Raw genomic sequence first — 18,046 nt, 5'->3', positions numbered from 1 at the left:
ATGCGTGTGACGATGATCCTTCCGGCCCTGACCGAGGCGACCGGCCCGCTCTTCCGGCCCATCAAGTACTCGCTCTTCCCGCCCCTCGGCCTCGCGACCCTCGCCGGGTATCTGGACCCGGACGACGAGGTGACGCTCTACGACGAGCACGTGGAGCGCATCGACCTGGAGGCTCTGGAGACCCCTGATCTGCTGGTGGTCCAGCCGTACATCACCTCGGCCAGACGCAGCTACGACATAGCCGACCACTTCCGCGCCCGCGGTGTCCACGTGGCCATGGGCGGCCTGCACGTGACGTCGCTCCCGGAGGAGGCGGCGGCCCACGCCGACACGATCTTCACGGGCCCCGGCGAGGACATCTGGCCCCTGTTCCTCAAGGACTTCCGTGACGGCGCCCCGGCTCGCCGCTACGACTCCACGCTGCGGACTCTGGCCGGACTTCCGCCCGTGCGGCGGGACTTGATCAAACGTCACCTCTATCTGGTGCCCAACTCGATCGTGGTGTCCCGTGGTTGCCCGCACCACTGCGACTTCTGCTACAAGGACGCCTTCTTCGAAGGAGGCAAGTCCTTCTACACACAGGCGGTCGACGAAGCGCTGGCGGAGATCGATCGCCTGCCCGGGCGGCACCTGTACTTCCTCGACGACCATCTGCTGGGCAACCAGCGCTTCGCGGAAGCCCTGTTCGACGGCATGTCCGGCATGGGGCGGCTGTGGCAGGCGGCGGGCACGGTGAAGTCCGTACTGCAGCCCGGCTTGTTGGAGCGGGCCGTGGACGCGGGCCTGCGCAGCCTGTTCGTCGGCTTCGAGACCGTCAACGACGCCAACCTCGCCGAGCGCAGGAAGAACCAGAACATCGGCACGGACTACGCGGCCGCCGTACGACGCCTGCACGACGCCGGCGTCATGGTCAACGCCAGTTTCGTCTTCGGCCTGGACCAGGACGGCCCGGACGTCTTCGACCGCACGGTGGAGTGGGCGGTCGAGCAGGGCATCGAGACGGCGACCTTCCACATCATGACGCCGTATCCGTCGACCGGCCTGTGGAAGCAACTGGAGGCCGAGGACCGGATAGTCCACCGCGACTGGGACCTGTACGACACCCGTCATGTCGTCTACCGGCCCAGGGGTATGACGCCGCGTCAGCTGGAGGACGGCTACTGGCGCGCGTACCGCGACTTCTACCGCTGCTCCAACATCTGGCGGGGATCGACGGCCCAGCCGGGCCCGCACGAGCGGCTGCGGCACCTCGCGTATGCGGGCGGCTGGAAGAAGTTCGAGCCCGCGTGGGATGTGCTGATCCGCTCACGGCGGGTGGTGCGGGCGCTGCCGATGCTGGAGCGGACGTTGGCGGCGTTCGGGGGGAGGGGCTCTGGATCCGCACCCGACCGGCGTGTTTCGAATATGGGATAGCATCCCGAATATGAGAAGCGATGGCGAGGGTGGCGGCCCGGACCCCGTCGACGCCCGGCTCGGTGCCAGGCTGGCCGAGTTGCGGGCCGAACGTGGCTGGTCCCTGGGGGAGTTGGCGGGGCGCAGCGGGGTCAGCCGCTCGACCCTGTCCCGGGCCGAGCGCGCGGAGATCAGCCCCACGGCCTCGCTCCTGAACCGCCTGTGCGGGGTGTACGGCCGGACCATGTCGCACCTGCTCAGCGAGGTCGAGACGGAACCCGCCCTGCTGGTGCGGGCGGCCGACCAGGCGGTCTGGAAGGACAGCCCCTCCGGCTTCGTACGACGATCGGTGTCACCGCCGCATGCCGGACTGCGCGGCGAACTCGTCGAGGGACGGCTCGCGGCCGGCGCCGACATCGCGTACGACCGGCCTCCCGTGCCCGGCCTGGAGCAGCACATCTGGGTCCTCGACGGAACGCTCGACGTGACGGCGCAGGACGTCGAGCACCACCTCGCCGCAGGTGACTGCCTCCGGCTGCGGGTATGGGGTCCGACACGGTTCCGGTGCCCCGGCCCCGAGGGCGTGCGCTACGCGCTGGTGGTGGTGCTGCCATGACCACCGTCTCCCGGCTGAACGCAGCCGAACTCCTCGCTTCCGTCGAGGACTTGGCCGACCTCTTGACCGACACCGTGCACGGCGGCGCCTCGATCGGGTTCCTCGCTCCGCTCGACCGCGCGGCGGCCGTCGCCTGGTGGGAGGAGCGCGCGGCCGCGGTGTCGGCCGGGCACCTCGCCGTGTGGGTGGCTCGCGGCGATGACCGCGTGCTCGGCACCGTCAGCCTCGCCTTCCCGGACAAGCCCAACAGCCGCCACCGCGCCGAGCTCGTGAAGCTGATGGTGCACCGGCACGGCCGCGGACGAGGCCTCGGCCGTACGCTCCTGACGACCGCCGAGCGGGCCGCGGCCGCGGCGGGAGTGACCCTCCTGCACCTCGACACCGAGACCGACAGCCTCGCCGAGTCCCTGTACCGCTCGGCGGGCTGGACCCGGCTCGGGGCCATACCCGACTACGCGGCGACGCCGACGGGCGAACTGCGTCCGACGACGATCTACTACAAGCAGGTGGGAGCGGCCGCCGGGAGCCGGTGAGGGCGGGCGCCGGCCTCGTCGAGAGGCCGCAGGGCGGCGCCGGCCGCTGTCCTCGCCGGTGATTGTCGGTGCCATTGGCTACGGTGCGTCTCATGCCGGATGCCGAAGATGTACGCCGTATCGCCCTCTCCCTGCCGGACACCACGGAGAAGATCGCCTGGAGCATGCCCACGTTCCGGGTCGCGGGCAAGATGTTCGCCACGCTGCCGGAGGAGGAGACCTCCATCGCAGTCCGCTGCCCGAAGGACGAGCGCGACGAACTCGCCCTGGCCGAGCCCGGGAAGTTCTGGATCGCCGACCACGAGGCGGGTTTCGCCTGGGTCCGCGTCCGTCTCGCCGCCCTGGAGGACAGCGACGAACTCCGTGACATCCTCGCCGACTCCTGGCGCCAGGCGGCCCCGCCCCGACTGCTGGAGTCCTACCCCGAGTTGGGGCTCCCGTCGGCCGACTGAAATTCCTCCGGCGTTGTCAGTGCGCCGTGGCATGATCCGGAAACAGGAGTGGAGAGCGGGAGGCTCGGCTCCGCGGGGGAGCTGGGGGCATCGGCGGTGGAGGGGCGCGAGCGGGATGGAAGGGACGTCATCGGCCGGGGAGACGCCGTGGGACGAGCCGTCGGGCAGCCCCGGCGGGGGCGGGAAGCGGGCCACAGCCGACTCGGGTGACGGGCCCCGGGGCGCCGCCGACCGGCTCGCGAAGGACACCGAGACCCGGCACAAGGAATCCGGGCCCCGGCACAAAGCTCCCGGCAGCCATGACATCGTTGCCGCGGACACGGCCCGGCCGGTCTGGTCGCGGGACTTCGCCCTGTTCTTCGTCGCGCGAGCCCTCGCCCGGCTCGGCGACACCATGCTGCCGGTGGCGCTCGCAGCGGGACTGCTGCAGTACGGGTACGGGGTGGGCGCGGTCGGCCTGGCGATGGCCGCGTCGGCGGCCTCCTTCGCGGGGCTGGTGATCTTCGGCGGGGTCATCGCCGACCGGTTCAGCACACGCAAGCTGATGATCGGCGCCGACCTGGTCCGGCTGGTCACCCAGTCCCTCGCCGCCGCACTCTTCTTCACCGACCACGTGGTCCTCTGGCTCCGCCCCCGCACCCGTACCGCGGCCGCGCACGACCGCGGCAATACCCGAACCGGCACGACGGCAGCTCCGCTGAGCCGCGCTCCGGAGCGGTCGTGAGGTCACGCGCGCACGCGGCCACGTGCGGGAAGCCGGCGGTTGCGCGCGGACGGACGCTGGGCGGGCGGGACAGTCTGCGGTCACCTGTGCCCGCAGACTCCGCCCCGTGGTCACACCCGGACCCGCGCTCCCAGGAAGCCGCCGATCCGCTCCCGCAGTGACGCCGCGTCGAGACCGTGCGCGGCCACGTGCTCGTCGATGACCCCGTACCGGCGCAGCTCACGGCGGCCCACGCCGAGACCGAGGACGCGATGGGGTACGTCGGCGAGCGCGTCGTTCGCGGCGGCCGTGGATGTGCCGGCCAGGTACGGCTCGACGAGGACGACATCGGCGCCCGCCGTCTCCGTGGCCCGGCGCAGCGCGGCCGAGTCGAAGGGCCGGACGGTGGTCGCGTACAGCACGGTGACGTCGAGCCCCTCCGTCGCGTCGAGCACCGCGTCGAGCATCGGCCCGACGGCGACGAGCACACCGGCGCGCCCCTCGCGGACGGTGTGGAAGCGCGCCCCGTCGACCGCGAGCCCCTGCGCGTTGGACTGCGCGGACAGCCGGACGTACACCTTGTCGTCCCCGGCGGCGACCGCGTGACGCAGCAGCGTCTCGGCCTCGTCCGGGTGGCCGGGGACATGCACGGTCCAGCCGTCCAGCGTGTCGAGCAGGGCCACATCGCCGGGCGCCATGTGCGTGAAGCCGCCCGCGGGCCAGTCGAAGGACGCGGCCGCGCTGACGAGCACCGCGCCCGCGTTCTGGTGCCCGAGGTCGAGCTTGACCTGCTCGAAGGGCCGCTCGACGAGAAAGCTGGCGAAGGTGTGCACCACGGGCCGCAGCCCGGTCAGTGCCAGGCCCGCGCCCGCCCCGATCAGGAGCTGTTCGCGAATGCCGACGTTGATCACACGATCCGGATGCCTGCGCCGGGCCTCCGCGAAGCCGTCCTTGCCGATCTCGGCGAGGACGACCGCGACGCGCGGATCCTCGTCGAGCAGCCGCGAGACGACAGGGGCGAATCGGTCACGCATGGTGTCCATGGGATGTCGTGTCCTTCCAGGGGCGTACGGATGACGGGTGCTGTGTGTCTGCGAGGTGACGCGTGCCGCCGCACGGCATGACAGGCGGCTCCGGGGGAGGGAGGGGGGCTCAGGCGGACTTCGGCTCGACCTGGGCGACGACCACGCGAGGGCGCCCCGGATGAGGGGCGGTGAAGGCGGCGTACAGGGCTGCGTGGTCACGGCCGTCCGCGGTCGCCGCGGACCAGCCGGCCGCCTCGAACCGGGCCGCGATCCCGCCCGGCCGGGCATGGCTCGCGGAGGAGTTGTCGATCACGACGGTGTGCAGCCGTTCGAGACCGGCCGGCCCGGCGTACGCGATCGCTTCGTGGTTGCTGCCCTCGTCGAGCTCGGCGTCGCCGATCAGCACCCACACGCGCGGCTCGTGGAGCCCCTGGGCCCGCAGCCCGAGCGCCGTGCCGACGGCGATCGGCAGCCCGTGCCCGAGCGACCCGCTGCCGATCTCGGCGCCCGGTACCAGCACCCGGTCCGGGTGGTGCCCCAGCGGCGAGTCGTACGAGCCGAATCCGGGCAACCACGCGACGGGCACGAAGCCCTTGGCCGCCAGCACCGCGTAGTACGCCATCGGCCCGTGCCCTTTGGACAACAGGAACCGGTCCCGCTCCGGATCGCCCATCCGCCCGGGCGTGACCCGCAGCACCCGGTCGTACAGCACCCACAGCGCGTCCAAGGTGGACGTCGCCGCCGGTCCGTGCTTCTCGTCGCCCGTCATCAGCCCCATCAGCCGGGGCAGATCCGCGTACTCATAGCTCTGTTCCGCTGTGATCGTCATGCCGACGATCGTGCAACCTCAACCAAACTTCAGGTCAACCCCGACCCGCGCCGCCCGTCAGCCCCGAATAAACGAGTGCGCGACCACAGGTATGAGTGCGGTATTGTTTCGGTGCACGTTCGGCCAGGGGAAACCCCAGGTCAGATGGGCAACGGGACGTGGCGCAGCTTGGTAGCGCACTTGACTGGGGGTCAAGGGGTCGCAGGTTCAAATCCTGTCGTCCCGACTGTTCGAACTATCGGACGTCGCAGGTGAAAGGCCGTTTTCGAACGGCCTTTTTCTGTTTTTCCGCCCGCTCCAAGGTGGGAGCGGGGGTCGGTGGGAGCCCGCTCCCACCGACCCCTTGCCTGTTTGCTCCCACTCGTCACGCTGCGCGCATATTCGATTCCTTGCGTGCCCGTTTTGTGACCGGGGTCCGGCCTCGATCGGGTGGGGTTCTGGTTACGGGCTTGCGCTCTTGCTGCTGGTCAGGGTTGCTCCCAGTGGGAGTGGGGTCGGGAGCGGCGACCGCTTGGCTTGTTCCGGGGGTATGGGGACGGGCGAAACCTTGACCGCTCGTGGGCGGTCAGTGAGCGGGGGATGACGCGGCGAGGAACGTCACACAGTCAGGGTTCGGCACGGGGAGGGACGCGCCGGTGCCGGTCAGCTTGCCGGTGTGCCGGTCGACGCCGAAGACGTCGACCGTGTTGCTGAGCTGGTTCGCGACCAGGAGCCATTTCCCGCTGCGATGCAGGGAGAAGCTCCATGGGGAGACGCCCCCGCAGGGGATGCGCTGAACGAGTGTGAGTCTGCCGGTGGCCCGGTCGGCGGCGAAGACGACGAGGGTGTTCTCGCCGCGGTTGGAGGTGTACAGGAAGCGTCCGTCCGCGCTCATGGCCAGTTCGGCGCCGCTCTTGGTGCCGGTGAAGTCGGGGGAGTCTGTCGACAGGCTCTGGCGGAGCACGAGGGGTGTCTCGCGTCGGGGGTTCCAGTCGAGGACGTGGAGGTCGGCGGTCAGCTCGTTGAGCAGGAAGAGGTGGCGACCGTCGGGGTGGAACCGGATGCGGCGGGGGCCCGAGCCGGGGGGTGTGGCGTAGGCGCGTTGTTCGGCGCTCGGGTCCGTGGACAGTTCGCGGGTGTCGCGGTCGAAGTGGTGGACGAAGACGCGGTCGGCGCCGAAGTCCGCGACCAGGGCGTGACGGCCGCTCGGGTCGACGGCCACGTGGTGCGGGTGCGGGCTCTTCTGGCGTGGGCTGGGACCGGATCCGGTGTCGGCCACGGCGGACGCCGGGGAGCCGAGCGAACCGTCGCGGTGCAGCGGCAGTGCCGCGGTGAAGCCCGCGGCGAAGTTTGTTGCCAGGAGGGTGCGGGACGGCGGGTCGATGCCGATGTAGGACAGCCCGCCGGGTGTGGCGGCGCTGTCCGTCGCCACCCGGTTGATCAAGCTCAGGGCGCCACTGGCCCTGTCACTGCGGAAGGCGGAGACGGTGCCGCCCGCGTCGCCGCTGCCGACGTAGAGGATCGGGTCGGTCGGGTGCGGCGTCTGCCAGCTGGAGTTGACCTGGGCCACGACGCCGAGCGGTGTCAGGGTGCCGTGGTCGGGGTCGAACCAGGCCGCGTTGACCTGGGTGCCCTGCCATGTGCCGATGTAGACGAGCTCGGGAGCCCGACCGGTCGAGGCCTTCGCCGCCGGGGCGAAGCCCAGTGCCGGTACGGCCGCGGCAGCGGTGGACGCGGCGATCGAGCCCAGCACGTGTCTGCGGGACGGCCGCGCAGGGGGTGTGGTGCGTGAGGTTGTCGTGGGGGCGTGCTCGGGATTCTGCATGGTGGATGCGGCCCTTCGCTGCTCGGGAGGAGAACAGGTCGGGGGACCGGTAGGTGCTGCGTGCGCCAGACGCCAACTCGCCACGTGGGGCATCAGTCTGGGGCAGGAGGGGCGGCGCGTCCAGAGCGGGGACGTATTCCGAGGCGGCACGCGGCGCAACATAAGGCTTCCCGTTTCACTGGGCCGGCGCCGTGACGACTTCGCGTCATCCTTAGGCCGCACGGCAGGCCATGCCGAGCGTGTCCTCGCCGCAGGTCACGAACTGGATTGTCGGACAAGTGGTGGCAGTTGAGTGCTTGCGATCGTCAAATACCTCTCTACGCAGGGGGCTTGTAGATCCAGGAAGAGCGCTGTTACGTTCCTCGCCATTGCTTGTCCGACAATGATGTCTCAAATCGGCGAGCGAGGGGACCGGTGCATCGACGCCAGACGCGCCCGCCACGAGCCATGCCACAGCACTGAAGAAGACCCTGTACTGAAGAACACCCTGTGCGGAGGTGCACGTTGTTAAGACACCGTCGACCGTTCGGTCGCAGGACTTGTACAACTTCGAAGACCGCCTGGAACGTGACGAAGGGGAAGCCGGGAACATCGCAGTGGCTTCTCGTCTCGACACTCCATGACTACAACAGCCTGTTGAGCCTCCTCCCCGGAGCGGAGAAGGTCCTTGGCGCGAACGCCGGTTGATATCCGACGAGCCTCGCCTTGTGCCGTGCGCCGGCGAGGGGCCGGGGCGGCCGGGCAGTTTTGCCTCGCTCAGGATCGGGAACTACCGGCGCTTCTCGGTCGGTCAGTTCACTTCCGTGGTCGGCAACTGGATGCAGAACGTTGCCGTCGGCTGGCTGACCCTCGAACTGACCCACAGTGGAACCGTGTTGGGCATCGTGACCGGCGCACGGTACCTGCCGGTTCTGCTCCTCGGGGCCTGGGGCGGCCTCGTGGTCGACCGCCACGACACCCGTCGGCTGCTGCTGGTCACCCAAATCTGCTTCGCCGTCCAAGCTGCCCTGCTCACCGTGCTGTCCTGGACCCACCTCGTGACGTTGCCGCTGCTCATCGTCTTCATGGTGGCGCTCGGCCTCACGAACGTCTTCGACAACCCCGCGCGTCAGAAACTGATCAGCGAACTTGTCGAGGCGGACCACCTGAGCAACGCCATCGCGATCAACTCCACCTTCATCAACACGGCCAAACTGGCCGGCCCCGGCATCGCCGGGGCCGTGATCGCAGCCCTGGGGGTAGCCCCGTGCTTCGCCCTGGACACCGTCTCGTTCCTGGCCGTCATCGTCAGTCTGCTCAGGCTGCGGACGGCGGAGATGTATCCGGCCGAGCGCGAGGTGCGCGCGAAGGGACAGATCCGTGCCGGTCTCGCCTACGTACGCCGCACACCCGAGCTGCTGTACCCGATGGTCATGGTGTACGTGACGGGCATCCTCACCTGGGAGTTCCCGGTGAGCCTGCCGCTGCTGACCACGTCGGCGTTCCGGGCGGGGCCGGCGGGTTACGGCACGGCGATGGCCGTCATGAGCATGGGCGGGGTGCTCGGCGGACTGGCCGCGGTGCGCCGCCGCCGCCATGGCACGCGGTCGCTGTCGGTGTCGGCGGTGGTCTGGGGAGCCTTGATCTGCGCCGCGGCGCTGGCGCCGACCCTCCCCGTGGCGCTGGTCGTTCTCGCGTTCGTCGGCTCCGCCTCGATCACATTCAACTCATCCGCCAAGACCTTGATGCAACTGGCGGCCGCGCCGCAGATGCGCGGGCGGGTGCTGTCGATCTGGTCGATCGGCTGGCTGGGCGGCACCGTCGTCGGCGGGCCGGCCGTCGGATTCGTCGGCACGGCGTGGGGAGCCCGCAGCGCGCTGTTCGTCGGAGGACTCGCAGCGGCCGGTAGCGGCCTCGCCGTGCTGGCCCTGTCGGTGGCCGGCCGCTCGTCCCGGCGCCGCTGACCCGGGCGGCGCTTCGGCTCAGTGCGGCGTCGGCCATCTCCTCGTGTCGCACCGTCCCGGCGCGCCCCAACTGCCCCGTCGAGCCGCCCACTTCGGGTCTACGCTGTACCGATGCCCGCATCTTTGTCTGACAATTTCTCGTCGGGTCCTATCGGGTCTACCCGTAAGAGGCAGGTACTTCCCGCAGGCTTCTTGTTTCACTCAGGTGACGGTGTTACGTTCCCCTCACTGGTTGTCAGACAATCTTGGCGGTGGAGGGTATCGCCGGAGGTTGCATCAGCCAGAGGATCAGTCGCACCACTGCCATGCAGGTGAGCAGTTCACTGCACCGCCATCCATGAACGCCGCCACAGGCGCGAGCGCACGGCCCCCGCTGAATCTCGTAGTGAGAGGAAGGCCGAGGAGACAGATATGTCGACCACACAGCGCAATTCCCACTCGGAGCACTCGGAGGCACTGCGTCTCGAGCGCGTCACTCTGCAGTTCCCCGCTACGCACAGGCCGGCGATCGAGGACGTGTCGTTCAAGGTCGATCGCGGCAAGGTCGTCGCCGTGATCGGGCCCAGCGGGTGCGGGAAGAGCACCATTCTCAATCTGGCCGCCGGACTGCTCACGCCCACGCAGGGGCAGGTCCACTACGCCGGCGAACTGGTCACCGCCGTCAACTCCGATGCGGCGTACGTGACTCAGCAGTCCCACCTGCTGCCCTGGCTGAGTGTCCGGGCCAACATCGGCCTGGCGCTCAAGTTCCGCAAGGTTCCCAAGGAGGAGCGCGAGGAACGCATCGCCCACTGGGTCAAGTTGGTCGGCCTGACCGGCTTTGAGGACCACTTCCCCCGGGAGCTGTCCGGCGGTATGCAGAAGCGCTGCGCGATCGCGCGGGCGCTGATCTACAACCCGTCCATCGTGCTGATGGACGAGCCGTTCGGGCCGCTCGACGCCATCACCCGGCTCAAACTCCAGCAGGAGCTGCTCAACCTCTGGCAGGAGCAGAACGGGACCCTGATCTTCGTCACGCACGACCTCAACGAGGCCATCTACCTGGCCGACGAGGTCATCGTGATGTCGCGTGGGCCGGGCACGATCCGCCGTGTCATCCAGGTCCCCTTCCCGCGCCCCCGCAGCATCGGTTCCCTCGTCGAGACCCGCGAGTTCTCCGAGCTCTACAACGACCTCTGGGGCCTGTTCGCCTCCGAGCAGGAGGAAGCCGCCTGAGCGGGCCGTACCGCCGCTCTCATCGAGCCCGCCGAGCGAGCGGGCTCCCGGGCCCGACGCCCGGTGCATTCCATCCGCGCCACCAGCCGCCACGCAGCGTGTGCCGCCATGCCCGGCTTCGGCATGCCGTCCTGCTGCCGCCGAATGAGGTTCACAGCGTTGCTATCGATCACGGAAGAGATCGCCGTACCCAGTCCGCCCGGACGCGTCTGGGAAGTCATCTCCAACCCCCAGGACGTCGTGTCGTGCATCGGCGGGGCCGAACTCGGCCCGTCGCACGACGACGGGTCCTTCGACGGAACACTCGTCGTCCGGTTCGGCGGCATCAGAGTCAAGTTCGGTGCCCGCGTCGCCCTGGACCTGGACGAGTCCGGACACGAGGGCCGACTGACGGCCCGGGGCAAGGACGGGCAGGGTGCCACTCGCTTCCGTGCCGAGGCCACCTTCCGGGTCGTCGCGGGGGAGACCCCGGACACGGCGCGGGTCGCGGTCGACGGAGAGGTCCAACTCAACGGCAAGCTGGCGAAGTTGATCGAGTCGGGCGCGGGTGCGGTGATCTCGCGGATGACGGAGGAGTTCTCCGCCCAGCTGGTCCACAAGTGCGCCCCGCCCGCCGAGCCGCTCACGGCCGCGCCCCGGCCGAGGGGCCTGTTCGCCCGGCTGCGTGCGTGGTGGGCAGGGCGACGCGCCCGGCGCCAGGTGCAGCCGCCGCAGGTGGCACCAGGTTCCGCGAACACATCCGCTGAAGCACTCGGACGAGGAGGCCGTCGGTGACAACGTCCAGGCTCAACAAGGTGATCGGCGCCCTGGACGCGGGGCAGCACGTCTTCGCGACCTTCTCGGCGGCCGATCCGGCGGCCGCGATCGAGCTCAGCACCACGCACTACGACGCGGTGGTGTTCGAGATGGAGCACAAGCCCTGGGACGTCAACGCGCTCCGGGACAGCTTCCAGTATCTGCTCAGCCGGCGTCAGATCTTCAGCGCCGACAGCCTCGCCCCGGCGGTCACCCCGTTGGTGCGCATCCCCGCCAACGGCGCGGAGAAGGCGCAGTGGCACGCCAAGCAGGCCCTCGACCTCGGCGCGTTCGGCATCATCTGGCCGCACATCTCCACGGTGGAGGAGGCCCGTAACGCCGTGGCCGCCTGCCGCTACCCGCGGCTGCCCGAGGCCCCGCTGTACGAGCCCGCGGGTCTGCGCGGCGACGGCCCGCACGCGGCGACACGCTACTGGGGCATCTCCAACATCGAGTACTACGCCCGGGCCGACGTCTGGCCGCTCGCCCCGGACGGCGAGATTCTCGTGGGCCTCATGATCGAGGACCAGCTCGGCATCCAGAACCTGCCGGACATCCTCGACCAGGTGCCGGGGATCGGGCTGATCCTCATCGGCGAGGGCGACATGAGCCAGGAGCTGGGCTTCCCCCGCCAGTACGAGCACCCGCGCGTCCTCGCATGCAAGCGGCGGATCCTCGACATCTGCGGGGAGCGCGGGATCGCCGTCGGCCACCCCCATGTGACGGCCGACAACGTCAAGCAGGTCCTCGACGACGGCTACCGGTTCCTGATGCCGGCGCCGGTGCGTACCTACCCCGGCCTGGACAAGGCCCGGGAGCTGACCGGCCGCGCCTGACGGCGCATCCCCGAGCCGGGTGCACACCACGCGGCCACCGCAACGCGAGCTTCGGAGCACTTCGTGATCATCGACAGTCATGGCCACTTCACCACGGCGCCGCCCGCGCTGGGGGAGTGGCGGCAGCGGCAGATCCGGGCGTTCGAGGAATCGGGCACCCGAGTGTCGCCCGCCGAACTCCACATCACCGACGGCGAGATCCGCACCGCCATTGAGCAGGGCCAGCTGAAGCTGCAGATCGAGCGCGGCACCGACCTGACGCTCTTCTCGCCGGGCGCGGGCAAGATGGCCCACCACTACGGCGACGAGCGGACCAGCCTCGACTGGTCCCGTGTCAGCAACGACCTGATCGCCCGGGTGTGCGGTCTCTTCCCCGAGCGGTTCGTCGGGGTGTGCCAGCTCCCGCAGTCCCCGGGCGACGCGCTGGCCGCCTCCGTAGCCAACTCCGTCACCGAACTGGAGCGCTGCGTAGAGGAGTTGGGCTTCGTCGGCTGTCTGCTCAACCCGGACCCGTCGGACGGGTACTACCAGGCCCCGCCACTGACGGACCGGGTCTACTACCCCCTCTACGAGAAGATGGCCGAGCTCGACGTCCCCGCGATGGTCCACGTCGCGATGTCGAGGAACCCGGCGATGCAGGGCACCTGCGCCCACTATCTCGCCGGTGACACCGCGGCGTTCATGCAGCTGTGCGAGTCGGACCTGTTCAAGGACTTCCCGACGCTGAAGCTGATCCTGCCGCACGGCGGCGGCGCCGTTCCGTACCACTGGGGCCGCTACCGCGGAATGATGCAGGACCGCGGCCGGCCGCCGCTGGAGGAGTCGGTCCTGCGCAACGTCTCCTTCGACACCTGCGTGTACCACAAGCGGGGCATGGAGCTGCTGCTCGACATCATCCCGGCGCAGAACGTCCTGTTCGCCTCGGAGATGATCGGCGCCGTCCGCAGCGTGGACCCTCAGACCGGGCGGCGGTTCGACGACACCAAGTACACCCTCGACTCCATCGACAGCCTGAGCGACGCCGACCGGCAGGCGGTCTACGGGGGTAACGCGCTGCGGGTCTTCGCACGCCTCGACGGCGTCCTGAAAGCGCGGGCGACGGCCGCGGCGAACGTGAAGGAGACCCGGAAGTGAAGGTCTACGAAGCACTGGCCGAGGCGTTCGTCCGCGAAGGCACCAGCGATGTCTTCGGCATGATGGGCGACGCCAACATGCACTGGATGGCCGCGCTCGCCGACCGCGGCGTGCGCCTGTACGAGGTGCGGCACGAGGGCTCCGGCCTTGGCATGGCGGACGGCTGGGCCCGCGGCGCCGGACAGCCGGGCGTGGTCACCACGACCAGCGGCCCCGGCGTCTCGCAGCTGGCCACCTCGATGATCGTGGCGAGCCGGGCGCGTACGCCGCTGGTCGCCTTCTGCGGGGAGACCCCGCTGGGCGACGAGGGCGCCACCCAGTACCTCGACCAGCGGCGCTTCGCCGCCGCGATCGAGTGCGAGTTCATCCAGGTCACCCGGCCGGAGAACGCGCAGGAAGCCGTGCGGCGCGCCTTCTACCTGGCGCGTACCGAGTCCAAGCCGGTCATGATCAGCGCACCGTTCGATGTGCAGGTGGCCGAACTCGACGACTACGACGAGGACTACGTACCGTCCACCGCCCTGATCGAGAAGTCCCGGATGCTGCCCGATCCGGCCCGGCTGCGGGCCGCCTGCGACCTGATCCAGGACGCCAAGCGCGTGGTGATCATCGCGGGGCGGGGGGCGCGCGGCGCGGACGCCGGCGAAGAGATCCTCGCCCTGCAGGAGCGCACCGGCGCCCTGCTGGCCACCACGCTCCAGGCGAAGAACTGGCTGTGCGACCGCACCGACTTCCACGTCGGCCTGTCGGGCCTGTTCGGCGACAAGGCGTCGATGGAGCTGCTCCAGGAAGCCGACTGCGTCATCGCGGTGGGCGCCAGCCTGAACCACTACACCATCGAGAGCGGCTACCTCTATCCCGAGGCGAAGTACATCCAGATCGACACCGCCCCGCACCTGGTGATGGGCAATGGCAAAACCGCGGACTGCTATCTGCAGGCGGACGCGGTCACCGCCCTCACCGAACTGACCCGGGTGCTGACAGAGCGGTCCGTCCGTCTCGCGGGCTTCCACACCGACCAGGTCAAGGAGCACCTGACCGCCCGGCTCCAGCAGCCGGAGTACGTGCGCGAGCCCGGACGGCTCGACCCGCGCGAGGCGATCTGGATCCTCGACCACGAACTGCCGGGCGAGATGGGCCTGGTGCTGGGCAGCGGGCACCAGACCGACTTCGGCACCATGCTCTTCCAGCGCTCCCGTGACGTGCTCTCCAACTACGGAATGTTCGGCGCGATCGGCCAGGCGCCGCTGATCGCCCTCGGCCAGCTGATCGCGCAGGGCAACAGGCCCGGCTTCGTGGTGGAGGGCGACGCCAGCTTCCTCATGCACCTGTCCGAGTTCGAGACGGCGTGCCGCTACGACGTGCCCCTCCTCGTCGTCGTGATGAACGACCAGGGCCTCGGCGCCGAGTACCACAAGGCGAAGGCGAAGGGCCTCGACCCGGACCTCGCGACCATCTCCACTCCCGAGCTGGGCTCGGTCGCCCAGGCACTCGGCGGCGGCGGGGCCACGGTCCGTACGGCACAGGAACTGCGCGACGCACTGGCGGAATACGTGCGCGAACCCCGCCCGACCGTCATCGACGTCCGCATCACCCGCGCGGTGCTGAGCACCCCGTACCGCCGCATCCAGTACGGGGAGGACGTGTGAGCGGCATGAGCGGAGCACGGGGGGCGACACCGCTGAGTGTGGTGCTGGGTGATCACCCCCACACACGGCCGCTGAAGGACGGAAGCGTCCCCGCCGACGGGGTGGACTGCCACTACCCGGAGTTCTCTCCGCTGCCGCCGGCCTTCGCCCGCATGGTGCGTGAACTCGCCTATGACATCTGCGAGATGCCGATGGCCACGTACCTCCAGGCCCGGGACGTAGGGGTGCCCGTGACACTGCTGCCGGTGGTGCTGGTGGGAAGCACCCACCACCGCTCCCTGACCCGGCTGCCCGAGGGGCAGGAGCTCAGCCCCCGCGGGCTCGTCGGCCGGCGCGTGGGTGTGCGCTCGTACGGCCAGACCACCGGCCTGTGGGTCAGGGGGTGGCTGCGCGAGGAGTACGGCGTCGAGTCCTCGGACGTCACCTGGGTGACCACCGAGGACCCCCATGTCGCCCAGTACCGGAACCCGGCGTACGTGGAGCGGTCGAACACCGGACGGGTCGCGGACCTGCTGCGCGCCGGGGACGTGTCGGCGGCGGTGCTCGGCCCCAAGGCGATCGGCGGGCAGGGCGCGGGACTCGTCCCGCTCGTGGCCGATGCGGAGGACGCCGGGCAGGCGTGGATCGAACGACATGGGACGGTCCCGGCGAACCACCTGCTGGTGGTGCGGGACGACGTCCTGCGGACCCGGCCCGACGACGTACTCGCCGTGTACCGGGCGCTGAAGGAGGCGATCACGTCGACCGCGGACCAGCGCGGCGGCTCACCGGCCGGACGCGCGGTGGCAGCCGGCTGGAGCGACTCGCTCGCCGCCTGCCTGGAGATCGCCGGGCAGTACGCCCTGGAGCAGGGCCTCATCGGGGAACCGGTGGATGTCGGGGCGATCGAGGAGAAGGCGGCCCTCTTCGACAAGTGAGAGGCGATCGGACCAGGCGTGCCGCCCGGCGACGCGCGCACAAGGACATCGAAAGGGAGGAGCAGCGATGGTAGCGCTGCGCAAGCGGGGCAACGCGCCCACGCGCAAGCCGGAGGTCTGGACGCCCGACCTGCTCGAAAAGGTCGCCTGGCGGGTGAAGGCGGCGGACGAACCCTTCCAGGGAGTGGGCACGTCAAGCGGCATCCAGCCAGGACTGTTCCCGCTGCGCAGCACGGGCGCGGACGTGCGCCCGGTGTACCGGGCCGCGGAGGACTACCTGGCGGGTCTGACGCAGGAGCAGCTTGCCGAGGGCCGGTTCCCCATGGACGACGTGAGCTGGCGGCACTGGAACAACGGCGCCCGCTACTTCCTGCGCCACGGCATCTGCCTGGAGGAACTCGACGACGCCCAGCGGCAGCAGGCCATGACCGTCATCCGGGAGAGCCTCAGCGCGGACGGGTACGGCCAGATGGTCGACCTGATGCACCTCAACCGCACCATCGGCGAGCTGAGCGGCAACGAGGACGGGCTCAACGAGTGGCTGTACTGGTTCTCTCTCTATGGAGAGCCCGAGAACGGCGGCCCGTGGGGCTGGCAGCTCGACGGGCACCACGTCAACGTCAACTGCGTGTTCGTCGGGGACCAGATGGTCCTCACCCCCTCCTTCCTCGGTGCCGAACCGGTGATCGCCGGGTCCGGGAAGTACGCCGGGACCGTCGCCTTCCGGCAGGAGGAGGCACTCGGCCACGAACTCTTCACCGACCTCGATCCCCGGCAACGAGAGCGGGCCGTCATCGCGGACACGCTGCCCGCGGAGCTGTTCGTCGGGGCCTTCCGGGACAACTTCGAGCTCAACTACCAAGGGCTGCCGCTGACCCGGATGTCCCCCGGACAGCGGGACACCGCGCGCCGACTCCTCGACGTGTACGTGAACCGGGCCGGCGACCACCACGCCCGGGTGCGCAGGGAAGAGGTGCTGGCCCACGAGGGCGACACCCACTTCGCCTGGGCCGGGGACCCCGACGGCACCTTCTACTACCGGTTCCACAGCCCGGTGATCCTCGTCGAGTTCGAGCACATGCCCGGCGTGATCTTCGGTAACGACTACCCGTCGCGTCGGCACATCCACACCATCGTCCGCACCCCCAACGCCGGTGACTACGGCGTCGACCTGCTGCGCCGGCACCACGAGCGGCACCACACGCCGCCGACCGCGCACCCCGACCGGCAGGCCTGAAGCGCTCCATCGGCCCCTGTCCGGCCACCCCCCACTCACAAGGAGAGAGAGAAATGAAGTTGGTGCTCGGCCGTGACGATCTCGCGGCCGCCGCGGTGTCAGCCGTCCGCGAGGCGGGCACGCAGCCGGAGCGGCTCGACATCAGCCCGGTGCACAAGGCCTCGCGCGGTTTCGTGAACGCGTCGGACGCGGACCTGTGCGAGGTGGCGATCGCCACCGTTCTGCAGGCCGTCGCCCACGGCAAGCCGGTGCTGCTGCTGCCGGTCACCACCCTGGGACGTCACCAGCACCAGACCCTGGTGACCCTCGGCGAGCTGTCGGTCGCCGACGTCGAGGGACACAGCGTCGGAGTCCGCTCCTGGAGTCAGACCACCGGGGTGTGGATGCGCGGCTTCCTCACCGAGCAGTACGGCATCGACCTGCGCAAGGCCGACTGGACGACGTACGAGGGCAGCCACGTCGACGGCGCCGACGACCCGTCCTGGGTGAGGCGGGCCCCTCAGGCGGCGAAGCTGCAGGCGGACTTCCTCGAAGGCCGGATCGACTTCGGGATCATGGGCAACGGGCTGCCCTCCGACGACCGCATCCGCACCGCCGTCGACCACGCCCACGACACCGCCGAACAGTGGGCGAAGGACCAGGGGTTCATCCCGGTCAACCATGTGGTCGGCGTGTCCGAGCAGGCCGCCGCGGAGCACTCCGCCGCGATCCTCGCCGCGTACGACGCGATGCGGTCCGTCCTCACCGCCCAGGCCGACCCCGGTCCTGTGCCCCTGCACCCCGTGGGCTTCGACGCCCTGCGCGGCGCCTTCACCAAGGCGGCCGCCTACGCACTGGAGCAGGGCGTGATCCCGCGGGCCGTGGACTACGACGAACTCGTCGAGCGGTCCTGCGCCGCACTCGGTGTGCCGCCGGCCCGCCTCGGCGGCTGAGGCCGCGGCGCCCACCGCCGGACCCCTTACAGCA

General features: G+C 70.0%; 16 protein-coding genes, 1 tRNA gene and 1 pseudogene. 15 read left to right on the top strand and 3 right to left on the bottom strand.

Annotated elements, in window-relative coordinates:
• The 5 genes and pseudogenes from ACZ4WS_RS01950 to ACZ4WS_RS01930 all read left to right on the top strand — a co-directional run.
• Complete coding sequence (locus ACZ4WS_RS01950) at nucleotides 1–1,413, top strand: B12-binding domain-containing radical SAM protein (RefSeq protein WP_467976254.1); 1,413 nt, start codon at nucleotides 1–3, stop codon at nucleotides 1,411–1,413.
• 10 nt (nucleotides 1,414–1,423) lie between these two features.
• On the top strand, nucleotides 1,424–2,008 hold the full coding sequence (locus ACZ4WS_RS01945; RefSeq protein WP_467976252.1) for a helix-turn-helix domain-containing protein: 585 nt from the start codon (nucleotides 1,424–1,426) through the stop codon (nucleotides 2,006–2,008).
• On the top strand, nucleotides 2,005–2,541 hold the full coding sequence (locus ACZ4WS_RS01940) for a GNAT family N-acetyltransferase (protein WP_467976250.1): 537 nt from the start codon (nucleotides 2,005–2,007) through the stop codon (nucleotides 2,539–2,541). The genes ACZ4WS_RS01945 and ACZ4WS_RS01940 overlap by 4 nt, the downstream gene beginning before the upstream one ends.
• A gap of 92 nt (nucleotides 2,542–2,633) precedes the next feature.
• Entirely contained in the window at nucleotides 2,634–2,993 is a 360-nt protein-coding gene (locus tag ACZ4WS_RS01935) for an MmcQ/YjbR family DNA-binding protein (RefSeq protein ID WP_467976249.1), read from the top strand.
• A 304-nt stretch (nucleotides 2,994–3,297) separates the two neighbouring features.
• Nucleotides 3,298–3,618, top strand: a pseudogene (locus ACZ4WS_RS01930) (MFS transporter); the annotation flags it as partial.
• Between the two features lie 209 nt (nucleotides 3,619–3,827).
• Here the strand turns inward: ACZ4WS_RS01930 and ACZ4WS_RS01925 are convergent.
• Together ACZ4WS_RS01925 and ACZ4WS_RS01920 are read right to left on the bottom strand one after the other, a co-directional pair.
• The gene (locus ACZ4WS_RS01925; protein WP_467976247.1) at nucleotides 3,828–4,739 is read right to left on the bottom strand and encodes a transketolase family protein; all 912 of its coding nucleotides are present in this window, start codon (nucleotides 4,737–4,739) and stop codon (nucleotides 3,828–3,830) included.
• 109 nt (nucleotides 4,740–4,848) lie between these two features.
• Entirely contained in the window at nucleotides 4,849–5,550 is a 702-nt protein-coding gene (locus tag ACZ4WS_RS01920) for a transketolase (RefSeq protein ID WP_467976245.1), read from the bottom strand.
• 152 nt (nucleotides 5,551–5,702) lie between these two features.
• On the opposite strand from ACZ4WS_RS01920, the gene ACZ4WS_RS01915 reads away from it, so the two are divergent.
• Nucleotides 5,703–5,776: transfer RNA gene (locus ACZ4WS_RS01915), tRNA-Pro, on the top strand.
• Between the two features lie 339 nt (nucleotides 5,777–6,115).
• Here ACZ4WS_RS01915 and ACZ4WS_RS01910 read toward each other — a convergent pair.
• The gene (locus ACZ4WS_RS01910) at nucleotides 6,116–7,354 is read right to left on the bottom strand and encodes a lactonase family protein (protein WP_467976243.1); all 1,239 of its coding nucleotides are present in this window, start codon (nucleotides 7,352–7,354) and stop codon (nucleotides 6,116–6,118) included.
• 707 nt (nucleotides 7,355–8,061) lie between these two features.
• Here ACZ4WS_RS01910 and ACZ4WS_RS01905 point away from each other — a divergent pair.
• The 9 genes from ACZ4WS_RS01905 (at nucleotide 8,062) to ACZ4WS_RS01865 (ending at nucleotide 18,012) form a co-directional block, all read left to right on the top strand.
• Nucleotides 8,062–9,297 carry an MFS transporter gene (locus ACZ4WS_RS01905; RefSeq protein WP_467976241.1) on the top strand — a complete coding sequence of 412 codons (1,236 nt, stop codon included), beginning with the start codon at nucleotides 8,062–8,064 and terminating at the stop codon, nucleotides 9,295–9,297.
• A gap of 411 nt (nucleotides 9,298–9,708) precedes the next feature.
• Nucleotides 9,709–10,512, top strand: coding sequence for an ABC transporter ATP-binding protein (locus tag ACZ4WS_RS01900; protein WP_467976239.1), 804 nt, complete (start codon nucleotides 9,709–9,711; stop codon nucleotides 10,510–10,512).
• Between the two features lie 159 nt (nucleotides 10,513–10,671).
• The gene (locus ACZ4WS_RS01895) at nucleotides 10,672–11,286 is read left to right on the top strand and encodes an SRPBCC family protein (protein WP_467976237.1); all 615 of its coding nucleotides are present in this window, start codon (nucleotides 10,672–10,674) and stop codon (nucleotides 11,284–11,286) included.
• Nucleotides 11,283–12,143 (top strand): HpcH/HpaI aldolase family protein, encoded by an 861-nt coding sequence (locus ACZ4WS_RS01890; RefSeq protein ID WP_467976236.1) that lies wholly within the window; start codon nucleotides 11,283–11,285, stop codon nucleotides 12,141–12,143. Before ACZ4WS_RS01895 ends, ACZ4WS_RS01890 begins: the two co-directional genes overlap by 4 nt.
• A 63-nt stretch (nucleotides 12,144–12,206) precedes the next feature.
• Nucleotides 12,207–13,277 carry an amidohydrolase family protein gene (locus ACZ4WS_RS01885; protein ID WP_467976235.1) on the top strand — a complete coding sequence of 357 codons (1,071 nt, stop codon included), beginning with the start codon at nucleotides 12,207–12,209 and terminating at the stop codon, nucleotides 13,275–13,277.
• Complete coding sequence (locus ACZ4WS_RS01880) at nucleotides 13,274–14,926, top strand: thiamine pyrophosphate-binding protein (RefSeq protein WP_467976233.1); 1,653 nt, start codon at nucleotides 13,274–13,276, stop codon at nucleotides 14,924–14,926. Before ACZ4WS_RS01885 ends, ACZ4WS_RS01880 begins: the two co-directional genes overlap by 4 nt.
• 5 nt (nucleotides 14,927–14,931) lie before the next feature.
• Complete coding sequence (locus ACZ4WS_RS01875; RefSeq protein WP_467976232.1) at nucleotides 14,932–15,843, top strand: substrate-binding domain-containing protein; 912 nt, start codon at nucleotides 14,932–14,934, stop codon at nucleotides 15,841–15,843.
• 67 nt (nucleotides 15,844–15,910) lie between these two features.
• Nucleotides 15,911–17,080 carry a DUF3500 domain-containing protein gene (locus ACZ4WS_RS01870; RefSeq protein WP_467976230.1) on the top strand — a complete coding sequence of 390 codons (1,170 nt, stop codon included), beginning with the start codon at nucleotides 15,911–15,913 and terminating at the stop codon, nucleotides 17,078–17,080.
• A gap of 53 nt (nucleotides 17,081–17,133) precedes the next feature.
• Entirely contained in the window at nucleotides 17,134–18,012 is an 879-nt protein-coding gene (locus ACZ4WS_RS01865; RefSeq protein WP_467976228.1) for a substrate-binding domain-containing protein, read from the top strand.
• The last annotated feature ends 34 nt before the right edge of the window (nucleotides 18,013–18,046 follow it).

The organism is Streptomyces sp. NPDC029292 (genome assembly GCF_055569295.1).
Note: the sequence above shows the minus strand (reverse complement) of the source record. Positions and strands in the feature narration are given on the sequence as shown.